Source organism: Bradyrhizobium sp. CCBAU 45321, from assembly GCF_028128975.1.
Classification (GTDB): Bacteria; Pseudomonadota; Alphaproteobacteria; order Rhizobiales; family Xanthobacteraceae; genus Bradyrhizobium; species Bradyrhizobium yuanmingense.
This window is the reverse complement of record NZ_LFKZ01000015.1, coordinates 92,457-114,615: the sequence shown is the minus strand read 5'-3', so window position 1 is coordinate 114,615 and position 22,159 is coordinate 92,457. Positions and strand designations below refer to the sequence as shown.

Below are 22,159 nucleotides of genomic sequence, written 5' to 3'. Positions count from 1 at the left end.
CGAAGCGAGGGTGGGGACGGCATGGCGTTAGCGAAAATGAGCGTGGCGGAGCTCGAGCGGTTCCTCCGTGACGAATTTCCTCAGGCCTTCAGCGGTGACGACATCACGATCGAGAGCGCGGACGGCCAGACCAGCCTCTTGCGCCAGCGCTACAGCGAGCGGATGTTGCGGCCCGGCGGAACCGTGTCCGGGCCAACGCTGATGGCGCTCGCGGATTTCGCGATGTACGTGGTGCTGCTGTCCGCGATCGGGCCGATCGGGCTCGCCGTCACCACCAATCTCAACATCAACTTCCTGCGCAAGGGCCAGCCCGGGCAGGACGTGCTGGCTGAGGCCCGGCTGCTCAAGCTCGGCAAGCGCCTTGCGGTCGGGGAGGTGAACCTCTTGTCCGGGACCTCACCCGATCCGATCGCCCATGTCACCTCGACCTATTCCATTCCAAACGTTTGAGCTTTTTGCAGGTAATATCGCACCATATTTTTAAATTATTGATTTTGCTTATCTATTTTCAGCTCTGGGGCATTGACCGTTGCGCCGCTCTTCTCTAGAACCGCGCGCAGTCTGGCGCGGTGTTCGCGCCGATATCTCCCGTCCACGGAAACTCCGACATGAAAACCTTTTCGGCAAAGCCGGCTGAGGTGACGAAGAAGTGGGTGCTGATCGACGCCAAGGGTCTGGTCGTCGGCCGCCTCGCTACCATCGTCGCCATGCGCCTGCGCGGCAAGCACCTCCCGACCTACACCCCGCACGTCGATTGCGGCGACAACGTCATCATCATCAACGCGCAGCATGCGGTCCTCACCGGTCGCAAGCGCGAGCAGAAGACCTACTACAAGCACACCGGCTATGTCGGTCACGTCAAGGAGCGCACCGCGCGCCAAATCCTCGAAGGCCGTCATCCCGAGCGCGTGCTCGAGAAGGCCGTCGAGCGCATGATCCCGCGTGGTCCGCTCGGCCGCGTGCAGATGGGTAACCTCCGTGTCTACGGCGGCGCCGATCATCCGCACGAGGCGCAGCAGCCCGAGAAGATCGACATCGCCAAGTTGAACCGCAAGAACACGAGGGCCGCATAACATGGCCGAATCCATTCAGTCGCTCGACCAGCTCTCGCAGCTCAAGACGGCGGCCGCGCCCGAGGCGCCCAAGCACGAGAAGAAGGTCGACAAGTTCAACCGCGCTTACGCCACCGGCAAGCGCAAGGACGCGGTCGCCCGCGTCTGGATCAAGCCGGGCGCCGGCAAGGTCACCGTCAACTCGCGCGAGGTCGAGGTCTATTTCGCCCGTCCCGTGCTGCGCATGATGATCGAGCAGCCGTTCTCCGTGGCTCAGCGTTCGGGCCAGTACGACGTGATCTGCACCGTCGCCGGCGGCGGCCTGTCCGGCCAGGCCGGCGCGGTCCGTCACGGCATCTCTAAGGCGCTCACCTATTTCGAGCCGGAGCTGCGCTCCGTGCTCAAAAAGGGTGGCTTCCTCACCCGCGACTCGCGCGTGGTCGAGCGCAAGAAGTACGGCAAGGCCAAGGCCCGCCGCTCCTTCCAGTTCTCGAAGCGTTAATCGCTTCTGTCGCATTCGCCGCGAAAGCGGCTTCAATGAGATGCAAAAGGGCGCTGATTTCAGCGCCCTTTTTGTTGTTCGTTTGTATGCAAATTGATGGCGTGTTTCCCGAAAACTTAGGGATCGGCGAAAACCTGAATGGAACCCGCGAGTCCTAGCGTCGCCTTCGGAAGGGCGCGCAAATCGGCTGGGCCGATCGCGTAACTGCTATGTTCTAGAGGGGGCCGACATGATGTCGCTCGATAGCATCACGCTCTATTTGGTCGCCACAATGGTTGCCGCACTGCTCGGCGCCATGATGGTGTTTTTCGGCAAGCAGGAGAACAGCCCGGCGCTGAAATGGTGGGGCACCGCCTATCTGCTCGGTGCCGCCTCCGTCGCACTATGGACCGCGGCGGGCGACAGGCTGGGGCCGCACATTTACCTTGCACTGAACGCCGTCGGTTTCGTCGCCTGCGGCATGGTCTGGAACGCGGCGCGCGTCTTCCACGGCCGCAACCCGAACTGGCCGGGGCTCGTGCTCGGCGCGCTCGCCTGGGTCGCTGCTGCGACGCTGCTCGATCCCGCGGCATCGATGCTGCGCATGCTCGTCGGTGCCGGCATCGTCTCGGTGTACGCGGCGCTGACTGCGAGCGAGCTCTGGACCGAACGGCGCAAGAGCGTGCAACGGCGCTGGCCCGCCTTCGTGATGCCGGTGATGCACGGCTGCGTGTTGATGCTGCCGATCCTGATCGGCAGCTTCCTGCGCCCGCATGATGCCGGCTTCTCCTCGAGCATCTGGGTCACCGTGTTCGCGGTCGAGCTCATACTCTATGCCGTCGGTACCGTGTTCGTGATCTTCATGCTGGTGTCGGAACGCACCGTCACCGCGCACCGGACGGCGGCATCGACCGATCCCTTGACCGGCATGCTCAACCGGCGCGGCTTCTCGGAGGCTTGTGCGCGCGTGATCGAGCGCGAGGCCAAGGCCGGGCGGCCGGTGACCGTGATGATCTTCGACATCGACCATTTCAAGTCGATCAACGACCGCTTCGGCCATCCCGCCGGCGACGAGATGCTGAAGCTGTTCTCGACGGTCGTGGTTAGCAATTTGCGCATCTCCGACCTGTCGGGCCGCATCGGCGGCGAGGAGTTCGCCGCGCTGTTGCCGTGCTCGCTGGAGGAGGGCGTGCTGGTCGCCGAGCGCGTGCGCGAGGCGTTCGAGACCTCCGGCGTCGTCGTCGATGAAGGCCCGGTCGATACCACCGTCAGCATCGGTGTCGCCGGCGGTCCGGCCGGCACCGAGCTCGAGGTGTTGCTGGCCTCGGCCGATACGGCGCTCTATCAGGCCAAGCGCGGCGGCCGCAACCGCGTCGAGGCGGCCGAAGAGCTGCCGCTGTCGCTGGAGAACTGGCGCCGCCAGAGCGCCGCGCGGACCGGCGCACCGCAGGCGCGCCCGGTCACCGCGTGAGAATGCGGGGCAGGCTTGCGGTAAATCTCTGTTTACCATTCGATCCCTACCATCGTGGTCATGGAATCGATCCGTCGACAAAATCCGCAAGCCGCCCTGATGTCGCTCGAAGCCGAAGCTGCCTCGGCCCGCGGCGGTTTCGCCTGTCTGTTCTCCACCGCGGACGAATACGAGAGCGCGCTGATCACCGAGCGCCGCGCGCAAGGACGCTACACGCAGCAACGCAGCTACTGGCCGTTCGTGTTGTTCACGGGTTGTGCGCTGATTGTGACGGGCACCGTCCTGCTGTTCGCCTGACGCACCCGCAATTTGGCCGGGCAGGGCGCCGTTTCGGCGCCTTTTTCTTTGGCGCCGGCTACGCTAGACACGGGCATCGAACAAACAGGGTGGAAAGCCGATGATCACCGAGATCGCGCAAATCGACGTCAAGCCGGGCAGCGAGAAGGATTTTGAGGCCGCCGTTGCCAAGGCCAAGGCCGCTTTCGGCCGTTCCAAGGGCTTTCACGGCTTCGAGCTGCACAAGTCGATCGAGAAGCCGCAGCGTTACCGGCTGATGGTGAAATGGGCGACGCTGGAGAACCACACGGTGGACTTCCGCGGCTCGGAGAATTTCACCGAATGGCGCGGCCTGGTCGGCCAGTATTTTGCCGCGCCTCCCGAGGTCGAGCACACCGAGACCGTGCTGACGACCTGAGGCTTTATGTCGGGAGCATGATCTTATCGGAGAACCGCTCCACACTTTGCGCTAACGCGGCCCTCGGGGTCTGGATCATGCTCTAGGCCGCCTCCGCGAGAGGCGACGCCTCGTAGGTCTTGACGTGGTCGATCATGACCTTGGCGATCGCGACCAGCGGGAGCGCCAGCGCCAGGCCCCAGATGCCGAACACGACTCCGAGCAGAATCTGGAACGCGAACAGCGTGGCCGGCGGGATGTCGAGTGCCTGGCGCTGCAGGATCGGCGTCAGCACGTAGCTTTCCATGGCGTGCACGCCCATGAACAGCAGAAATGCCGACAAAGCGGGGATCCAGCCCGAGGCGAGGCTCGCCAGCACCACGATGACGCCGGCGATGATGGCTCCCACCGTGGGGATGAAGGCGAGCAGGCCCGCCTGGATTCCTAGGATGAACGCGCCGGGGATGCCGATAACGGCAAGTCCGATCCAGGTTACGGCACCGACCGCGATCATGACGATGATCTGGGCGATCAGCCAGCGCTCGAGCGTTTCAGCGATACGATCGATGACCAGGGCGACACGGGTACGGTGCCGCGCCGGTGCCAGGAACAGCAGGCCGTCATGATAAGCGCTGGGCTGGGCGGCGAAGGCCAGGCCCAGGAACAGTACGATGAAGATGTTGCCGACGCCGTGGATGGTGCCGAGCAGCAGCTTGAATGTCTGGCTCACAATCGCCCCGCCGCTGGAGGCGAGCGTGCCGGCACTGGGCAGCGGAGCGCGCGAGGGAGTTGCCGGCGCGGGCGTTGCCTCCGAGGAGGTGTTGGCGGCGGGGTCCGATGCAGCGTTGCCGAGATCGAAGAAGCTGGTGTCGATACCGTGGTTCTCGAGCAAGGACCTGACATTGGAGATCTGCGACTTGATGGTCTTACTCAGCAGCGAGGCCTGTTCGGCAATGGTGGCGCCGCCGAGATAGGCGACGCCCGCGAGCAGCAAAGCGAGCGCGACGCAGACGATTGCAAGCCGGATCGTGTGAGGCAGGTGGACCCGGCGGCCGAGGGCATTGACCAGAGCGTTGAGACCGAGACCGAGCAGCATGCCGGTGAAGATCAGCAGCAGGGTGGCGGCAAAATACCAGGTGAAGGCGAGCAGCGCGGTGAACAGCACGACGCCGATGCCTCCGACCGCGATCGCCCAGGCCTGATCCCGCGCGAGGTCGGCACGGGAGCGGGATCGTTCATCTGCGGGAAAGGTCACATCGTATCCTGTCTTTTGGTGGCTGCAATGGGGGCACTCTTTCGACAAACACGCTTCCGATCAAGAGCGGCAACGCGCCGGTTTGACGCTGCCGCGCGAACGGTGCAGAGCGGTGGCGAAAAGGAAGTGAGGGGCGCTTGGGCGTTATCAGCAAGTGGGCCGGTCTGCTCGGGCTGTTGGCTTTGCTCGTCGGCGGCGACCAGATCCGGATCAACCGGCCGGACCACAAATACCGCCTGACCGTCGAGGTGACGACGCCCGCCGGGATCAAGACCGGGTCGGCCATTCTCGCTGTCGTGCCCGATCGCAACTATAACCGCAGCGGCCGCACCACGACGCGCGGGGAGGCCGTGTTCGTCGATCTCGGCCAAGGCAAGAACATCGTGGTGTTGCTGGCGCATCAGCAGGGCGCCAAGCTCGACCTCGACGACATCAACTATGTGGCGCTCCGCGCCTATGGCGCCGCGCGCGGCAGCCGGGTGTCGTTCAAGGACATGAGCCGGCAGACCGGCATTGTCCCGGTGCAAGGAGAGCTCATCCCGGTGCTCGTGAGCTTTGCCGATCTCAGGGATCCCAAGACCGCGCGCCGTGTCGGCAGCGACAAGGCAGAGGCAATCCTGGGCGAGGGCTATGCGATCCGCGGCTTCTCCGCCGAGGTGGTGCCCAACGGGTTCTGGCCGATCGACTTCGGAGGCGCGCTCGGGGAGCCCGTGACGCGCGGACTCGAGGCCAAGCTTCCCTGGCTGGCCGCGCCGGGCGAGACAGCGGCAACTGCGCTGAGGGCCGCGGGTCTGCCCGTGGAGGGCGGGTTGGACGCCCGGGAGGCATTTGCGCGAAAATAGCATTGCCGTCCCGCGATCCCCTCTGTTGAATTTGTTCCATCGGAGGGGCATGTTTGGGGAATCTTCTTATCGGGAGGCGCGGAACGACAGATGAGAAAGCCGGTCGTCGGCGTGATCGGGAATTCCTATCGCGTCGAGAATCGATTTCAGGTCCAGATGGTTGGCGAGCGAAACCTGCGCGCCGTGGCCGAAGTCTCCGGCGGCTTGCCGTTGATGTTCGCTGGAGCCCCCGACATCACGGATATCCCGGCGCTGCTCGATACCGTCGACGGCATCATCCTGACCGGGGCCCGGGCCAACGTTCACCCAACCCGCTTCAACGTCGATCCCTGCGAGAAGCACGAACCCTACGACATCCACCGCGACGAGGTCGCGCTGGCCCTCTCGGTCGCCTGCGTCGCCCGCGGCATTCCGCTGTTCGGCATTTGCCGCGGCCTGCAGGAGATGAACGTCGCCTTCGGCGGCTCGCTGCATCCCGAGATCCGCGAGATCCCCGGCCGCATGAACCACCGCATGCCCCGGCTCGAGAACGGCGAGATCCATCCCGATCCGACCGTGGTGTTCGCCGACCGCCACGACGTCGAGCTGACGCCCGGCGGCGCCTTTGCCAAGATTCTCGGCTGCGAGAAGATCCGGGTCAATTCGCTGCACGGACAGGGCATCCTCGATCCCGGCAAGCGCGTGCTGATCGAAGGCATCGCCGAGGACGGCACCATCGAGGCGATTCGCATCGCGGAAGCCCCGAGCTTTGCCCTCGGCGTGCAATGGCACGCGGAGTACGACCCGCAGCACAATCCGATCAACCGCAAGCTGTTCGAGGCCTTTGGCGAGGCGCTGGTGACAAGGCAGAAGGCGGAGGCGTAGCCGCGGTCGTGTCCCGGACCAGCTGCAACGCGGAGCGTTGCGGCGCAGAGCCGGGAATCCAGCTTCTGCCACGTTGCGCACTCGGCTTGGACTGAGTAGGGCGGATTAGCCGAAGGCGTAATCCGCCATCTTTAGTTCATGGGGCAGCTGCAATGCCGAACTACCGCCGTGCATTTGTTCCAGGTGGCTGCTGGTTCTTCACGGTCAATCTTCATGATCGTAGGCAGCGGCTGCTCGTCGAGCACATCGCAGCGCTGCGCGCGGCCGTTGCAGCGACCCGTCGGGACTATTCGTTCACTATCGATGCGTTTGTCGTGCTCCGGACCACCTTCATGCGGTCTGGACGCTTCCCCGCGGCGATGCCGACTTTTCGATGCGGTGGAGATTGATCAAAATGCGCTTCGCGAAGTCCCTGCCGAAGACAGAGCCTTTAACCGCTGTACAGATCGCAAAGACGGGAGCGTGGCGTTTAACTTTGGCGAACGTGCGTGAGCGTCGCACGCAGTAGGCGGATTACGCCTTCGGCTAATCCGCCCTACGAGGACTGTTTATCCAAGGTGCATCCCGAATTTCCGACGGAGTAAACCAATCAGTAGGAATTGCTCCGTCCTGGTTTTTGCGGCTCTGATTTGTTCTTCGAGAACGAATTGGAGTCAGATGCAGAACGAAAGCTGATGGCCTCTCCGTGGCGCGGGGTTTCTCTACCGTGTTGAATCGTAGATGCGCACAGGCTGTGCCCAGCGAGTGATGAAGGATTGCGGCGGCTCGTGCGTGAGTCCTGGAATTTTCGGTTCAACGTACGCTCGCCGAGGCCGAGCGCGTCGGCAATCCTGCATGGGCATTCCCATTGCGTTGCACAATCGCAATGTTGATCTCCACGCGCAGCATTGAGGTTCATGAGAAGAATACCATATGCTCTGCAAGGGAGCCCGTGCCGTGCAGACCATGAAGGCGGCCCTCGTTGCGGCGATCACCGCCGTGGCTTTGAGCTGCTGCCTCCTTCCCAGCTCAGCGGAGGAGAGCAAGCGCGTAGCCCTTGTTGTTTCGATCGACGGGGCGATTGGCCCGGCGTCAGCCAGCTACGTGCGGGAGGCTTTGGCCATGGCGAGCGAGCGGCGCGCCGAGGTCGTGCTTCTGAGGATGAACACGCCCGGCGGGCTCAATTCCAGCATGCGCGAGATCATCGCGGATGTGCTCGCCTCGCCCGTCCCTGTCATTGGCTACGTCGCTCCCTCCGGCGCCCACGCGGCGAGTGCGGGGACCTATATCCTTTACGCGACCCACATCGCGGCGATGGCACCAGGTACCAACATCGGTGCGGCGACGCCGGTCCAGATTGGCGGGCCGCTGCCGGGCCTGCCGAGCGGCACACCCGACAAGGATGGCAAAGACAAGAAGGATGAGCCGAAGGACGCGATGACGGCGAAGGCCACGAACGATGCCGTCGCCTTCATCCGAAGCCTCGCCGAGCTGCGCAACCGCAATGCGGAGTGGGCGGAGAGGGCGGTCCGCGAGGCCGCAACACTCTCTGCCAACGGCGCGCTGGAGGCACATGCCATCGATCTCGTCGCGCGCGATCAGGCTGAATTGCTGCGGCAGGTTGATGGCCGTGTGGTGGAGCTCGCAGGCGGCAAGACGCAACGCCTCGCAACAAAGGATGCTGTGGTCGAAGCCATCGAGCCCGGACGGATATCCCGGTTCCTGGCGGTCATCACCAACCCGAACGTGGCGTTCATTCTCCTGATGGTCGGTATCTACGGCCTGATCTTCGAGTTCATGTCTCCCGGAGCCGTCGCCCCGGGAGTGGTCGGCGCGATCTGCCTGCTGATCGGCCTCTATGCGCTCAATTTGCTGCCGATCAACTATGCCGGCCTCGCCCTGATGCTGGTGGGACTCGTGCTTCTCACCGTCGAAGCCTTCAACCCGACCGTGGTGGTCGGCTTCGGCGGCATCATCGCTTTCGTGCTGGGAGCAATGATGCTCTTCAGGAGCGAGGCGCCTGGATACCAACTGTCCTGGTGGGTGATCGGCACCACCGCGGTCGTGTTCAGCGGCTTTGCTCTGGTCGTGCTTGGCTCGCTTCGGCGCGTCCGCAAAGCTCCTGCGCTGGTCGGCGCACAGGCCATGCGCGGCTTGCCCGCCGAGGTTCTCGACTGGAACGGGAACGAAGGTCATGTCTTCGCCCATGGTGAGCGCTGGCATGCGCGCGGCGCCGAAACCTTCAAGCCCGGAGAGACGGTGGAGGTCGCCAATGTCGTCGACCTGACGCTGCTGATACGCCGCACACCCGCCCGGACAGGCGAGGGAGGTACATCATGACGCTGGAATATCTGACGTATGCGGCGCTTGCGCTGCTTGTCATCGTGTTTCTATCCCAGGCTATTCGAATCCTGCGCGAATACGAGCGCGGCGTCGTCTTCACGCTCGGCCGCTTTACCGGTGTGAAGGGCCCGGGCCTGATACTCCTCATCCCGATCGTGCAGCAACTCGTCAAGGTCGATCTGCGGGTGATGGTGCAGGTGGTGCCGCCGCAGGACGTGATTTCGCGGGACAACGTCTCCGTCAAGGTCAACGCCGTCCTGTACTTCCGCATCGTCGACCCCGAGCGCGCCATCATCAAGGTCGGCGACTACATGGCGGCGACCAGCCAGCTCGCCCAGACCACGTTGCGTTCGGTGCTCGGCAAGCATGAGCTCGACGAGATGCTTGCCGAGCGCGACAGGTTAAACGCCGATATCCAGGAGATCCTCGACAAGCAGACTGACGTCTGGGGCATCAAGGTCACCGGCATAGAGATCAAGGACGTCGATATCAACGAAACCATGGTTCGCGCGATTGCCAAACAGGCTGAGGCGGAGCGCTTGCGGCGAGCCAAGGTGATCAATGCGATGGGCGAGCAGCAGGCCGCCGAAAAGCTCGTCGAAGCCGGCCGGATCCTGGCGCAGGAGCCTCAGGCAATGCAGCTGCGTTACTTCGCGGCTCTGCACGACATCGCCGGTGAGCGCTCGTCGACCGTGGTGTTTCCGCTCCCCACCGGCCTGCTCGACCATTTGATGCCGCGACCTAACAACCCGTAACAGAAAGCGGCGAGGTGCTGATCGCGAGCGGGCGTCACGGCTCCGACCGAGCTGCAGCGGCGATGTGGTCGAGACTCCTCAAACGAAAAGGCGCCTCCTTCCGGAAGCGCCTTTTGCTTGTCGCGGATGGTTCAGGCCGATCAGCCCGAATAGTACATGTCGAACTCGACCGGATGCGGGGTCATCTCGAAGCGCTCGACCTCGGTCATCTTCAGCTCGATATAGGCGTCGATGAAGTCGTCGTCGAACACGCCGCCGGCCTTGAGGAAGGCGCGGTCCTTGTCGAGGTTTTCGAGCGCCTCGCGAAGCGAGCCGCACACGGTCGGGATCTGCTTCAGCTCTTCCTTCGGCAAATCGTAGAGGTCCTTGTCCATCGCCGGACCCGGATCCATCTTGTTCTTGATGCCGTCGAGGCCGGCCATCAGCATCGCGGCGAAGCCGAGATAGGGATTGGCGAGCGGATCGGGGAAGCGCACCTCGACGCGCTTGGCCTTCGGCGAAGCGGTGTAGGGGATGCGGCACGACGCCGAGCGGTTGCGCGCGGAATAGGCGAGCAGCACGGGGGCCTCATAGCCCGGGACCAGACGCTTGTAGGAGTTGGTCGACGGGTTGGTGAAGGCGTTGATCGCCTTGGCGTGCTTGATGATGCCGCCGATATAGTGGAGGCAGGTCTCCGACAGGTCGGCGTACTTGTTGCCGGCGAACACCGGCTTGCCGTCCTTCCAGATCGACTGGTGCACGTGCATGCCCGAGCCGTTGTCGCCGTAGACCGGCTTCGGCATGAAGGTGGCGGTCTTGCCGTAGATGTGCGCGACCTGGTGGATGCAGTACTTGTAGATCTGGATGTGGTCGGCCATCAGCGTCAGCGTGTCGAACTTCATGCCGAGCTCGTGCTGGGCGGAAGCGACCTCGTGGTGATGCTTCTCGACCTTGACGCCCATCTTGGCCATGGCGCCGAGCATTTCCGAGCGCATGTCCTGCACCGAGTCCTGCGGCGGAACCGGGAAATAGCCGCCCTTGGTGCGGACGCGGTGGCCGAGATTGCCGCCTTCATATTCGGTGTCGGAGTTGGTCGGCAGCTCCGAGGAGTCGAGGCGGAAACCGGTGTTGTAGGGGGTGGAGGAGAAGCGCACGTCGTCGAACACGAAGAACTCTGCCTCGGGGCCGACGAACACGGCGTCGCCCACGCCCATCGACTTCACCATCGCCTCGGCCTTCTTGGCGATGCCGCGGGGGTCGCGGTTATAGGGCTCGCCGGTGGTCGGCTCGAGCACGTCGCAGGTGATGACCATGGTGGTCTCGGCGAAGAACGGGTCGATCGTCGCGGTCACCGGATCGGGCATCAGGCACATGTCGGACTCGTTGATCGCCTTCCAGCCGGCGATCGAGGAGCCGTCGAACATCGTCCCTTCGGCGAAGATGTCTTCATCGATCATGCTGACGTCGAACGTGACGTGCTGCCACTTGCCGCGCGGATCGGTGAAGCGCAGGTCGACGTACTTCACGTCGTTGTCCTTGATCGATTTCAGGACGTCTTTGGCGGTCTTCATGCATACCCCTTATGGCTCTGCGGGTCGGTTTCCAGGTGAGCAAGATTGTTCTCGCTTTTGGCGAGTTCGCGCGCGACCGCACAAACGAAATCAGGCCGCCGAAGCAGCCTTATTTCTTGTCAGAGTGTCGCAAAATGCGGGATAGCACCCGGCTCAGATAGCGTCCAGCCCGGATTCGCCGGTTCGGATGCGGATCGCCTCTTCGATGTTGGAGACGAAAATCTTGCCGTCGCCGATGCGGCCGGTCTGCGCGGCGCGGCGGATCGCGTCGATGGCGCGCTCGACCAGATCGTCGCCGATCACGATCTCGATTTTGACCTTCGGCAGGAAGTCGACGATGTATTCTGCGCCGCGGTAAAGTTCGGCGTGACCCTTCTGCCGGCCAAAGCCCTTGGCCTCGGTGACGGTGATGCCCTGCAGACCGACTTCTTGAAGCGCTTCCTTCACCTCGTCGAGCTTGAATGGCTTGATGATGGCTTCGATTTTCTTCACTGCGCGACTCCCGGCCTTTCGATCCAATAGCAACGTCTTCGTCAGGACGCGCATTTCTCAACGCACGATCTTGTCTTCTCTGTGCCGGGATCCCTGACCCGTCCGGCAACAACGGCCGGCCACGCCCTTCAAGATGTCAGTGAGCACGACGAACCGAAGCGGCTTCCTCGAAAGCAGGGTCTATGCCAAGTTGCAAATGCCCTGATTATCGGAGCGTTATCAGCCTTTTAACGAGCATCTCTGAGTGATGGTGCCGACCTGCACAAAATACCGAAGACCGCAAAATAGGCAAACGGTTCAATATATGTGCAGTTCGACGTTCCCGCCGCCGGATCGGCGCCAAATATGCCTGTTCAAGAGGCGTTTGTACTAGGAAGTGGCATGGAAGTTCTGACCAACGCCGAAATGCAGCGCGCCGACCAGCTCGCCATCGCGGCCGGCACGCCCGGTTTCAAGCTGATGCTCAGCGCCGGCCAGGCGGTCGCCGAGGCCGCCCATGCGCTGGTGGAGGAGGGGCCGATCCTGATCGTGGCCGGCCCCGGCAACAATGGCGGGGACGGTTTCGTGGCCGCGGCCGAGCTCGCCGCGCAGGGGCGCGAGGTCTCGGTGATCCTGATGTGCGAGCGGGACCAGCTCCAGGGCGATGCCGCCTCGGCCGCGCGCGGCTGGAAGCACCCGGTGTTGCCGTTCAACCCGCAGGCGATCGGCAGGCCTGCGCTGATCATCGATGCGCTGTTCGGTGCCGGCCTCAGCCGCACCGTGGATGGCGAAGCGCGCGCCATGATCGAGGCGATCAACGCCAACGGTGCCCCGGTGCTGGCGGTCGACCTGCCGAGCGGCATCAACGGCACCAGCGCGGCCGTGCTCGGCGTGGCGGTGAACGCCACCGAGACCGTCACCTTCTTCCGCAAGAAGCCGGCGCATCTGCTGTTGCCCGGGCGCATGCATTGCGGCCGCGTGCGCGTTGCCGACATCGGCATCGATGGGCAGGTGCTGGAGGAGATCGCGCCGCAGACCTTCGAGAACGATCCGGATCTCTGGCGCGCGGCCTTTCCGGTGCCCCGCATCGACGGCCACAAATACGCGCGCGGGCACGTGCTCGCGGTCTCGGGCGACGCAGCCGCGACCGGCGCGGCACGGCTCGCCGCGCGCAGCGCGCTTCGCGCCGGCGCGGGCCTCGTGACGCTGGCGAGCCCGCGCGATGCACTCGCGATCAATGCTGCCGCGCTGACCGCGGTGATGGTGCGCCCCGTCGATACCGCGGTCGAGTTCGGCGAGCTGCTCGGCGACAAGCGCTACAACACCTGCATCATCGGCCCCGGTGCTGGCATCGGTGAGCGCACCTGCGATCTCGTCCACACCGCGCTTACCGCGCACCGGCATCCCCCCCCCCCCCCCTGACGAGCTTTGCCGCAACGCCCGAGCGCCTGTTTGAATCGATCAAGTCCTCGCAGGACAATGCGGTGGTGCTGACCCCGCACGAAGGCGAGTTTCCGCGCCTGTTCTCCGACCTCAGCAACAAGCATCCCGGCCGCTCCAAGCTCGAGCGCGTCCGCGCCGCCGCCGAGCGCTGCGGCGCCGTCGTGCTGCTGAAGGGCCCGGACACCACCGTCGCCGCCCCCGACGGCCGCGCCACCATCGCCGCCAATGCGCCGCCCTGGCTCGCCACGGCCGGCGCCGGCGACGTGCTGTCCGGGATCATCGCCGGGCTCCTGGCGCAAGGCGTGCCGGCGTTCGAGGCCGCCAGCATCGGTGTCTGGATGCACGGCGAGGCGGCGAGCGAAGCCGGTCCTGGCCTGATCGCGGAGGACCTGACCGAGACGCTGCCGGCCGTGCACCGGCGGATCTATGACGCGCTGGGCATCGAATACTGAACGTTCACTCCACCCCGTACCACCGCACCAGGCGCGGCGCGGCCCAGTCGGTCGCGACGGATTCGATCAGCCAGCGTCCGGGCGTGGTCGCGGCGAAGGCGATGCGCTGGGTCTGGCCGGGCTCGATCGCGAGTGTGTCGAGCCAGTAGGGCTTCCAGCCGTCGTCGAGCTTGTCGAGCAGGCGGAAATGGTGGCCGTGCAGGTGAAACACGGTGGTGACCGGAGCGGGGTTCTGCAGCGCCAGCACCACGATGCGGCCGGTCTTGGCGCGGAAGGCGGGGGCGGAGGCGGTGGAGAAGGTCGCGGGCCGTGCCCAGCCGGCATCGGTTGTACCGAGCGCGACATCGAACCGCAGGGCGCCTCTCAGATCGAGCTTCTCGGGCAGATCATTCGGCGGGAGCGGTTGGGGCGGCGGCAGCGGGGCGCGCTCCAGCTTCCTGGAGACGGTCAGGTTTCCGAGCCGACGCGCCTCCTTGCCATCATGCAGCAGAAATGGGGCCGAGGTGGCCGCATCCACGAAGGCGTCGGCCCGTGCACCCGGGGCCAGCACCAACGCGCCGTTGCGCGCGGGGAACGGCTCGGCCGGCTGGCTGTCCAGAGCCATCACGCGGACTTCGTGGTTTTCCAATTTGATTGCGAGAACAGAGCGTTGCGAGCCGTTGATGAAGCGTAGCCGCAGCCGCTCGCCCGCCGAAGCTGAGAGTTCGAATGAAGTCTCGCCGTTGATTGTGTAAAGCGGCGTCGTGTCCTTCGGGTCCTGGCCTGGCGGGACCGCGGTGCCATCCGACCGCAGGCGCCATTCCTGGATCAGCAGGAGCTCGTCACGATCGACGGCGACCGGACCGGTTTCGGCCACGATGATTGGAAGCGCGCGTGCGGGCTGCTGCAGGCGGTGCTCGAAGAGGCGGAAGTCGGCCAGCAGGGTGCCTGCATTAGGCACTGAAATAATTGATGTTTCCGTCGCATCCGGCGCTGCCGGGGCGCGGCCGCGGAGCGGGTCGGCGGCCATCGGCGCGTGGAGGCCGTACCAGACTGGCGCAATCGGCACAGGGAGGTTGTTGCTGAAGACCAGTTGGCAGCGGTCGAAACGCTTGAGACGCACGTCTCTGAGGTGGCTTACGGCGGCCAGCTCCCAGACTGGTGTAGCCGGCTGACCCGGTCTCAAAGCCAGCGTTGCCGGCCTCGCCTGCAGCGCGAGCTGGGCCGTGACGGAGGGGCCTGCGCCGCCCACGATCATCCCGGCTGCCGAGGCCCCTAAGCCGGCCAAAACCTCGCGCCGATGGGGAGCATGGATCCGCGTTGTCATGACACGATCCGGACCACGCCGTGCTGGATAAGTCCAGCCGCAGTGCCTACTTGAAGCTTGCCTCCATCAGGCCATTTTTTTGCTGCGAACAGTCAGGCACATGCTATAAGCCCGGCCGCCCGCGGCATCGCGGCCGGTCTTGATGCGAATTCACGCGGGCGTGGCGGAACTGGTAGACGCGCTGGATTTAGGTTCCAGTGACGAAAGTTGTGGGGGTTCGAGTCCCTCCGCCCGCACCAAGCGCTTATCGCGTTTGCACGGATTACGAGGCCTGCTTTCGCGCGGATGATCATCCGCCTGGAGCGGGTCCGATGAACCACCGGCGTGGAGGCGATCGCCTCGCGCCGGATCGATTAACGACAGCGTCCCGACGCGCGACGTGCCGGGGCCGAACGAAAAGAAGATTGGACGCCATGCAGGTCACAGAAACCCTCTCGGAAGGTTTGAAGCACGAGTTCAAGATCAGCGTTCCCGCGTCTGATCTCGACGCCAAGGCCGGCGCCAAGCTCGTCGACCTCAAGGACAAGGTCCGCATCAACGGCTTCCGTCCGGGCAAGGTGCCGGTCTCGCACCTGAAGAAGGTTTATGGCCGCTCGGTGATGGCCGAGACCATCGACCAGACCATCCGCGACACCAACACGCAGCTGTTCTCCGAGCGCGGCTTCCGCCTCGCGACCGAGCCGAAGATCACCATGCCGACAGAGCAGAAGGACGTCGAGGAGCTGCTGAGCGGCAAGACGGATCTGACCTACACGGTGGCCATCGAAGTGGTGCCGGCGATCGCGCTCGCCGACTTCAAGAGCTTCCAGGTCGAGAAGCCCGTTGCCGAGGTCACCGACGCCGACGTCGACGAGGCGATCAAGCGCATCGCCGATTCCAATCGCACCTACGCCGACAAGGGCGAGGGCGCCAAGGCAGAGCAGGGCGACCGCGTCACCATCAACTTCACGGGCCGCATCAACGGCGAAGTCTTCGAAGGCGGCACCGGCGAGGGCATCCAGGTCCTGATCGGCTCCAATACCTTCATTCCGGGCTTCGAGGAGCAGCTCATCGGCATCGGCGCGGGTGAGACGCGCACGCTGAAGGTGTCGTTCCCGAAGAACTACATGAACGACAAGCTCGCCGGGCAGCCGGCCGAGTTCGAGACCACCGCGACCCTGGTCGAGGCGCCGCAGGACCTTGCGATCGACGACGAATTCGCCAAGTCGCTCGGCCTGGAATCGCTGGACAAGCTCAAGGAAGCCGCGCGCGAGCGCCTGACCGCCGAGTTCGCCACCGCCACGCGCCAACGCGTCAAGCGCGCGTTGCTCGACCGCCTCGACGAGGCGCATCGCTTCGAGGCGCCGCCCTCGCTGGTGGACGAGGAGTTCAGCCTGATGTGGAACTCGGTCAAGGCTGAGATGGACTCCGCCGGTAAGACCTTTGCCGACGAGGACACCACCGAGGACAAGGCGAAGGAGGAATATCGCAAGATCGCCGATCGCCGCGTGCGCCTTGGCCTGGTGCTCTCCGAGATCGGCGAGAAGAACAAGATCACGGTGACCGACGACGAGGTCGGCCGCGCCGTGATCGAGCGCGCGCGCTCGATGCCCGGCCGCGAAAAGGAGGTCTGGGACTTCTACCGCAACAACGCCCAGGCGTTGGCCCAGCTTCGTGCACCGATCTACGAGGACAAGGTGGTCGACTTCATCCTCGAGCTCGCCAACGTGACCGAGAAGAAGGTTTCGCGCGAGGACCTCTACAAGGACGACGACGCGGAAAAGACCGCGGCCTGAAGGGTTTGAGATAGTCCGCTATTAAGGATGATGAGCGAAGAGGCCCAGCTAGCCAGGTGGCCGGCTGGGGCTCTTTGTGCGAATCAGCTTCAACTGCCGCCACGGATTAAGCCTTAATGCGCTGCGCACTTGTCAGAAGCGAAATGGGCTATATCTGTCGCTACGCCTTTCTACTTCTTACCCAAGTTCCTGCATCACAGGACGTCCATTCGCCTTCCGGCAAATCCAGCCAAGCTGGCAAGCCTGCCCGGCGATGTCCGTCTCCGAAACCCTAGGTGACTCATGCGCGATCCGGTTGAAACCTACATGAACCTCGTGCCCATGGTGGTCGAGCAGACCAACCGTGGCGAGCGCGCCTACGACATTTTCTCGCGCCTCTTGAAGGAGCGCATCATCTTCGTGACCGGCCCGGTCGAGGACGGCATGTCGACGCTGATCGTCGCGCAGCTCTTGTTCCTCGAGGCGGAAAATCCGAAGAAGGAAATCTCGATGTACATCAACTCGCCGGGCGGCGTGGTGACGTCGGGCCTTGCGATCTACGACACCATGCAGTTCATCCGCCCGCCGGTCTCGACCCTGTGCACCGGTCAGGCGGCTTCGATGGGCTCGCTGCTGCTTTGCGCCGGCGAGAAGGACATGCGCTTCTCGCTGCCGAACGCGCGCATCATGGTGCACCAGCCCTCCGGCGGCTTCCAGGGCCAGGCGACCGATATCATGCTGCACGCCCAGGAGATCCTGAACCTGAAGAAGCGGCTCAACGAGATCTACGTCAAGCACACCGGCCAGACCTACAAGTCGATCGAGGATGCGTTGGAGCGCGACAAGTTCCTGACCGCGAACGACGCCAAGGAGTTTGGCCTGGTCGACAAGGTGATCGACAAGCGCGCCGAGGAGCCGGCGCCGGCGAAGGCCCCGTAGCACTACTGGGGCGTCACGACGAGCCCTCGGTTTGCCGTGGACCCGTCAGGGCGGCGTTCACGTTAGGTGCGCGTGCGCACGGCGCAAAACGCGGTTTTGCGCCCTGCGACAAGCAGAAAGTTCCGCTTTCGTGCTTGTTTTTCGTGGCAATCCAGCAACGCCGGGGTGTTTTCGATCACTTCGCCCGTGCCAAGACCGGAAATCACGGTATTGTCACGGGTAGCCGGCGACCCCCGATTAGCGAATTCTTGATAGTCGGGTGACAGCATGGTTGGCTACGATTGATCGGCTATGATCGCGGGAGAATCGAGCCACCGTGATTCGCACGGAATGTAGTAAAGCGTAGGGTCTTTTTTGGTACGGAATTTGCTCTACTTAAGCTTCATGCCGACCATCGTGTCGGAATGGAGCGATCGAGCGGAACGGGATCGAACCGCGGACGGAGACATGAATGAGTAAGGTCGGCACGAGCGACTCCAAGAACACGCTATATTGCTCGTTCTGCGGCAAGAGCCAGCACGAAGTCCGCAAACTGATCGCGGGTCCCACGGTCTTCATCTGCGACGAGTGCGTCGAGCTCTGCATGGACATCATCCGCGAGGAGAACAAGTCCTCGCTGGTCAAGTCGCGCGACGGTATTCCGACGCCGAAGGAAATCTGCAAGGTGCTGGACGATTACGTCATCGGCCAGAGCCATGCGAAGAAGGTCCTCTCGGTCGCGGTGCACAATCACTACAAGCGCCTCAACCATCAGACCAAGCACAACGACGTCGAACTCGCGAAGTCGAACATCCTGCTGATCGGTCCGACCGGCTCGGGCAAGACGCTGCTCGCTCAGACGCTCGCCCGCATCCTGGACGTGCCATTCACGATGGCCGACGCCACGACGCTGACGGAGGCCGGCTATGTCGGCGAGGACGTCGAGAACATCATCCTGAAGCTGCTCCAGGCCGCCGACTACAACGTCGAGCGCGCCCAGCGCGGCATCGTCTACATCGACGAAATCGATAAGATCAGCCGCAAGTCCGACAACCCCTCGATCACGCGCGATGTGTCGGGTGAGGGCGTGCAGCAGGCGCTGCTCAAGATCATGGAAGGCACGGTGGCTTCGGTCCCGCCGCAGGGCGGCCGCAAGCATCCGCAGCAGGAGTTCCTGCAGGTGGATACCACCAACATCCTGTTCATCTGCGGCGGCGCCTTCGCCGGCCTGGAGAAGATCATCTCGGCCCGCGGTCGGTCGACCTCGATCGGCTTCGGCGCCCACGTGCTCGCGCCGGAGGATCGCCGGACCGGTGAGATCTTCCGTCACGTCGAGCCTGAGGACCTCCTGAAGTACGGCCTCATCCCCGAATTCGTCGGCCGTCTGCCGGTTGTGGCGACGCTCGAGGACCTCGACGAGACCTCGCTGAAGAAGATCCTGACCGAGCCGAAGAACGCGCTGGTGAAACAGTACCAGCGGCTGTTCGAAATGGAGAACATCGAGCTGACCTTCGCCGACGAAGCGCTTGGCGCGGTCGCCCGCAAGGCGATCGAGCGCAAGACCGGCGCGCGAGGCCTGCGTTCGATCCTCGAGGCGATCCTGCTCGAGACCATGTTCGACCTGCCGGGCCTGGAGGGTGTGGAAGAAGTCGTGATTTCCCGCGAAGTCGTGGAAGGCACGGCGCGTCCGCTCTACATCTACGCCGATCGGTCCGATCGCGCGGTCGAGAACGCCAGCGCCTGATCTGACGGCGCTGGAACGCTCCAATCGTCTCCTCGAGTTGGCTGCGGAGCCGTGGTTCCGCAGCCGGTATTGCGTCGCTTACCGCGTTGCGTAAGCGCCTGATGGCGCGCGTTTTTCAATGACTTGACACCCCCCGGGTCGATAGCCACCTAATGTCGGCGGCGAGCGAAAATTCTCTTCAAGATTCGCCTCAGTTCCGTTCCGGCGAGCCGGTCCAACTTGTAGAGGACCGACCGGTTCTGCGGATCACCTCGGCACCTTGTGGCGGTTGCGCATGATCGCGGGCTGCGTGCAAGGGGGCAAAGCAAAAGGAAAAGGCCATGACCAATCCAAAACCCCGGCCAACCATCGTTCATGGCGAAGCGCACGCCTATCCCGTGCTGCCGCTGCGCGACATCGTCGTCTTTCCGCACATGATCGTTCCGCTCTTCGTCGGTCGCGAGAAGTCGATCCGCGCACTCGAAGAGGTGATGAAGAACGACGCGCTGATCATGCTCGCGACGCAGAAGAACGCGTCCGACGATGATCCGGCGCCCGATGCCATTTACGAGACCGGGACGCTTGCCAGCGTGCTGCAGCTCCTGAAGCTTCCCGACGGCACCGTGAAGGTGCTGGTCGAGGGCCTCGAGCGTGCGCGCGTGGCGAAGTACACCGACCGCGCCGACTATTATGAGGCGACCGCCGTCGCGCTCGCCGACACCGATGCGAAATCGGTCGAGGCGGAAGCGCTGGCGCGCTCGGTCGTGTCCGACTTCGAGAGCTATGTGAAGCTCAACAAGAAGATCTCGGCCGAGGTCGTCGGCGTCGTGCAGGCGATCACCGATTTCGCCAAGCTGGCCGATACGGTCGCCTCGCATCTCGCCGTCAAGATCGCCGATCGGCAAGGAATCCTGGAGACGCTGTCCGTCACCACGCGCCTGGAGAAGGTGCTGGGCCTGATGGAGAGCGAGATCTCGGTTCTGCAGGTCGAGAAGCGCATCCGTTCTCGCGTCAAACGACAAATGGAGAAGACCCAGCGCGAGTATTATCTCAACGAGCAGATGAAGGCGATCCAGAAGGAACTCGGCGACGACGACGGTCGCGACGAGCTCGCCGATCTCGAAGAGAAGATCTCCAAGACCAAGCTCTCCAAGGAAGCGCGCGAGAAGGCGCAGCATGAATTGAAGAAGCTGCGCCAGATGTCGCCGATGTCCGCGGAGGCGACCGTCGTGCGCAACTATCTGGATTGGCTGCTGTCGATCCCGTGGAACAAGAAGTCCAAGGTGAAGAAGGACCTGGAGCAGGCGCAAGCCATCCTGGACTCCGATCACTACGGTCTTGAGAAGGTCAAGGAGCGTATCGTCGAGTACCTCGCGGTGCAGTCGCGCGCCAACAAGCTGACGGGGCCGATCCTGTGCCTGGTCGGGCCTCCCGGCGTCGGCAAGACCTCGCTCGGCAAGTCGATCGCGAAGGCGACGGGGCGCGAGTTCGTGCGCGTCTCGCTCGGCGGCGTGCGCGACGAGGCCGAGATCCGCGGTCACCGCCGCACCTATATCGGCTCGATGCCCGGCAAGATCATCCAGTCGATGCGCAAGGCGAAGTCGTCCAATCCGCTGTTCCTCTTGGACGAGATCGACAAGATGGGCGCCGATTTCCGCGGCGATCCGTCCTCGGCGCTGCTCGAGGTTCTCGACCCCGAGCAGAACGGGACCTTCAACGACCACTATCTCGAGGTCGACTACGATCTGTCCAACGTGATGTTCATCACCACCGCGAATACGCTCAATATCCCGGGGCCCCTGATGGACCGCATGGAGATCATCCGGATCGCGGGCTACACCGAGAACGAGAAGGTCGAGATCTCGCGCAAGCACCTGATCCCGAACGCGGTGTCCAAGCATGGCCTCGACTCCAAGGAGTTCTCGATCGACGACGAGGCGCTGCTGCTGCTGATCCGCCGCTACACCCGCGAAGCGGGCGTGCGCAACCTGGAGCGTGAGCTCTCTACACTGGCCCGCAAGGCGGTGAAGGAGCTGATGATCTCCAAGAAGAAGTCGGTCAAGGTCACCGAGAAGACTCTGGAAGAGTTGCTCGGCGTGCCGAAGTACCGCTTCGGCGAGATCGAGAGCGAGCCGCAGGTCGGTATCGTCACCGGCCTTGCCTGGACCGATGTCGGCGGCGAGCTGCTGACGATCGAAGGCGTCATGATGCCCGGCAAGGGCAAGATGACGGTCACGGGCAATCTGCGCGACGTCATGAAGGAGTCGATCTCCGCGGCGGCGTCCTACGTCCGCTCGCGAGCGATCAACTACGGCGTCGAGCCGCCGCTGTTCGACAAGCGCGACATCCACGTGCACGTGCCGGAGGGCGCGACGCCGAAGGATGGTCCGTCCGCAGGCGTTGCGATGGCCACCGCGATCATCTCGGTCATGACCGGCATCCCGGTTCGCCATGATGTCGCGATGACCGGCGAAATCACGCTGCGCGGCCGCGTGCTGCCGATCGGCGGCCTCAAGGAGAAGCTGCTGGCTGCGGCCCGCGGCGGCATCAAGACGGTGCTGATCCCCGAGGACAACGCCAAGGATCTCACGGAGATTTCCGATGCGATCAAGGGCGGAATGGAGATCATCCCGGTCTCGCGCCTCGATGACGTCGTCGCCAAGGCCCTGGTGAAGAAGCCTACGCCGATCGTCTGGGAAGAGGACACCAAGGTGACGGTGAAGCCGGACGGCGATGAAGCCGCCGGCGGCCTGACCGCTCACTGAGATCGCAGCTCGAAAATGATGATAAAACGGCGCCTTCGGGCGCCGTTTTTGTTTGGGGAAGG

Annotated in this window: 20 protein-coding genes, 1 tRNA gene and 1 pseudogene; 17 read left to right on the top strand and 5 right to left on the bottom strand. The window is 63.8% G+C overall.

What is annotated here, in order from left to right; genetic code table 11:
- The first annotated feature begins 21 nt into the window (after window positions 1–21).
- The 6 genes from ACM43_RS03335 to ACM43_RS03310 all read left to right on the top strand — a co-directional run bounded on the left by ACM43_RS03335 (window position 22) and on the right by ACM43_RS03310 (window position 3,698).
- Window positions 22–450, top strand: a complete 429-nt coding sequence (locus ACM43_RS03335) for a PaaI family thioesterase (RefSeq protein ID WP_024341189.1) — start codon at window positions 22–24, stop codon at window positions 448–450.
- A 158-nt stretch (window positions 451–608) separates the two neighbouring features.
- Window positions 609–1,073 (top strand): 50S ribosomal protein L13, encoded by a 465-nt coding sequence (gene rplM, locus ACM43_RS03330; RefSeq protein WP_018642440.1) that lies wholly within the window; start codon window positions 609–611, stop codon window positions 1,071–1,073.
- A gap of 1 nt (window position 1,074) precedes the next feature.
- Window positions 1,075–1,554 (top strand): 30S ribosomal protein S9, encoded by a 480-nt coding sequence (gene rpsI / locus ACM43_RS03325; protein ID WP_018642439.1) that lies wholly within the window; start codon window positions 1,075–1,077, stop codon window positions 1,552–1,554.
- 229 nt (window positions 1,555–1,783) lie between these two features.
- On the top strand, window positions 1,784–3,004 hold the full coding sequence (locus ACM43_RS03320; protein WP_271538047.1) for a GGDEF domain-containing protein: 1,221 nt from the start codon (window positions 1,784–1,786) through the stop codon (window positions 3,002–3,004).
- A gap of 60 nt (window positions 3,005–3,064) precedes the next feature.
- Window positions 3,065–3,301: a hypothetical protein gene (locus tag ACM43_RS03315; RefSeq protein ID WP_271538046.1), complete on the top strand. Its 237-nt coding sequence runs from the start codon at window positions 3,065–3,067 to the stop codon at window positions 3,299–3,301.
- Window positions 3,302–3,401: 100 nt separating this feature from the next.
- Window positions 3,402–3,698: an antibiotic biosynthesis monooxygenase family protein gene (locus ACM43_RS03310; RefSeq protein WP_025036647.1), complete on the top strand. Its 297-nt coding sequence runs from the start codon at window positions 3,402–3,404 to the stop codon at window positions 3,696–3,698.
- Between the two features lie 82 nt (window positions 3,699–3,780).
- On the opposite strand, the gene ACM43_RS03305 is transcribed toward ACM43_RS03310, so the two are convergent.
- Window positions 3,781–4,932 carry an AI-2E family transporter gene (locus ACM43_RS03305; RefSeq protein WP_271538045.1) on the bottom strand — a complete coding sequence of 384 codons (1,152 nt, stop codon included), beginning with the start codon at window positions 4,930–4,932 and terminating at the stop codon, window positions 3,781–3,783.
- Between the two features lie 137 nt (window positions 4,933–5,069).
- Between ACM43_RS03305 and ACM43_RS03300 the strand changes: the two genes are divergently transcribed.
- The 5 genes from ACM43_RS03300 (at window position 5,070) to ACM43_RS03280 (ending at window position 9,715) form a co-directional block, all read left to right on the top strand.
- Window positions 5,070–5,774, top strand: coding sequence for a hypothetical protein (locus tag ACM43_RS03300; protein ID WP_271538044.1), 705 nt, complete (start codon window positions 5,070–5,072; stop codon window positions 5,772–5,774).
- A 90-nt stretch (window positions 5,775–5,864) separates the two neighbouring features.
- Entirely contained in the window at window positions 5,865–6,638 is a 774-nt protein-coding gene (locus tag ACM43_RS03295; RefSeq protein ID WP_271538043.1) for a gamma-glutamyl-gamma-aminobutyrate hydrolase family protein, read from the top strand.
- 152 nt (window positions 6,639–6,790) lie between these two features.
- Entirely contained in the window at window positions 6,791–7,027 is a 237-nt protein-coding gene (locus ACM43_RS03290) for a hypothetical protein (protein ID WP_271538042.1), read from the top strand.
- A gap of 547 nt (window positions 7,028–7,574) precedes the next feature.
- Complete coding sequence (locus ACM43_RS03285) at window positions 7,575–8,957, top strand: NfeD family protein (RefSeq protein WP_271538041.1); 1,383 nt, start codon at window positions 7,575–7,577, stop codon at window positions 8,955–8,957.
- Window positions 8,954–9,715, top strand: a complete 762-nt coding sequence (locus tag ACM43_RS03280; RefSeq protein ID WP_036025384.1) for a slipin family protein — start codon at window positions 8,954–8,956, stop codon at window positions 9,713–9,715. The genes ACM43_RS03285 and ACM43_RS03280 overlap by 4 nt, the downstream gene beginning before the upstream one ends.
- Window positions 9,716–9,855: 140 nt before the next feature.
- On the opposite strand, the gene glnA is transcribed toward ACM43_RS03280, so the two are convergent.
- The gene (glnA, locus tag ACM43_RS03275) at window positions 9,856–11,265 is read right to left on the bottom strand and encodes a type I glutamate--ammonia ligase (protein WP_036010292.1); all 1,410 of its coding nucleotides are present in this window, start codon (window positions 11,263–11,265) and stop codon (window positions 9,856–9,858) included.
- Window positions 11,266–11,418: 153 nt separating this feature from the next.
- A complete protein-coding gene (locus ACM43_RS03270) occupies window positions 11,419–11,757 on the bottom strand; it encodes a P-II family nitrogen regulator (protein WP_007603495.1) in 339 nt (112 codons plus the stop codon).
- 381 nt (window positions 11,758–12,138) lie between these two features.
- Between ACM43_RS03270 and ACM43_RS03265 the strand changes: the two are divergent.
- Window positions 12,139–13,631: pseudogene (locus ACM43_RS03265) on the top strand (NAD(P)H-hydrate dehydratase).
- 4 nt (window positions 13,632–13,635) lie between these two features.
- On the opposite strand, the gene ACM43_RS03260 reads toward ACM43_RS03265, so the two are convergent.
- A complete protein-coding gene (locus ACM43_RS03260) occupies window positions 13,636–14,937 on the bottom strand; it encodes a multicopper oxidase family protein (protein WP_271538040.1) in 1,302 nt (433 codons plus the stop codon).
- 154 nt (window positions 14,938–15,091) lie between these two features.
- On the opposite strand from ACM43_RS03260, the gene ACM43_RS03255 reads away from it, so the two are divergent.
- The 3 genes from ACM43_RS03255 to ACM43_RS03245 all read left to right on the top strand — a co-directional run bounded on the left by ACM43_RS03255 (window position 15,092) and on the right by ACM43_RS03245 (window position 17,630).
- A tRNA-Leu gene (locus ACM43_RS03255) sits at window positions 15,092–15,176 on the top strand.
- Window positions 15,177–15,350: 174 nt separating this feature from the next.
- Window positions 15,351–16,712 carry a trigger factor gene (gene tig, locus ACM43_RS03250; protein ID WP_271538039.1) on the top strand — a complete coding sequence of 454 codons (1,362 nt, stop codon included), beginning with the start codon at window positions 15,351–15,353 and terminating at the stop codon, window positions 16,710–16,712.
- A 282-nt stretch (window positions 16,713–16,994) separates the two neighbouring features.
- Window positions 16,995–17,630, top strand: a complete 636-nt coding sequence (locus ACM43_RS03245) for an ATP-dependent Clp protease proteolytic subunit (protein ID WP_025036638.1) — start codon at window positions 16,995–16,997, stop codon at window positions 17,628–17,630.
- Between the two features lie 62 nt (window positions 17,631–17,692).
- Here ACM43_RS03245 and ACM43_RS03240 read toward each other — a convergent pair whose 3' ends face one another.
- The gene (locus tag ACM43_RS03240) at window positions 17,693–17,899 is read right to left on the bottom strand and encodes a hypothetical protein (protein ID WP_225150083.1); all 207 of its coding nucleotides are present in this window, start codon (window positions 17,897–17,899) and stop codon (window positions 17,693–17,695) included.
- 182 nt (window positions 17,900–18,081) lie between these two features.
- Between ACM43_RS03240 and clpX the strand changes: the two genes are divergently transcribed.
- Both clpX and lon read left to right on the top strand, forming a co-directional pair.
- Complete coding sequence (clpX, locus tag ACM43_RS03235; protein ID WP_157283535.1) at window positions 18,082–19,353, top strand: ATP-dependent Clp protease ATP-binding subunit ClpX; 1,272 nt, start codon at window positions 18,082–18,084, stop codon at window positions 19,351–19,353.
- 320 nt (window positions 19,354–19,673) lie between these two features.
- Complete coding sequence (gene lon, locus ACM43_RS03230; protein ID WP_036010279.1) at window positions 19,674–22,097, top strand: endopeptidase La; 2,424 nt, start codon at window positions 19,674–19,676, stop codon at window positions 22,095–22,097.
- Window positions 22,098–22,159: the final 62 nt, after the last annotated feature.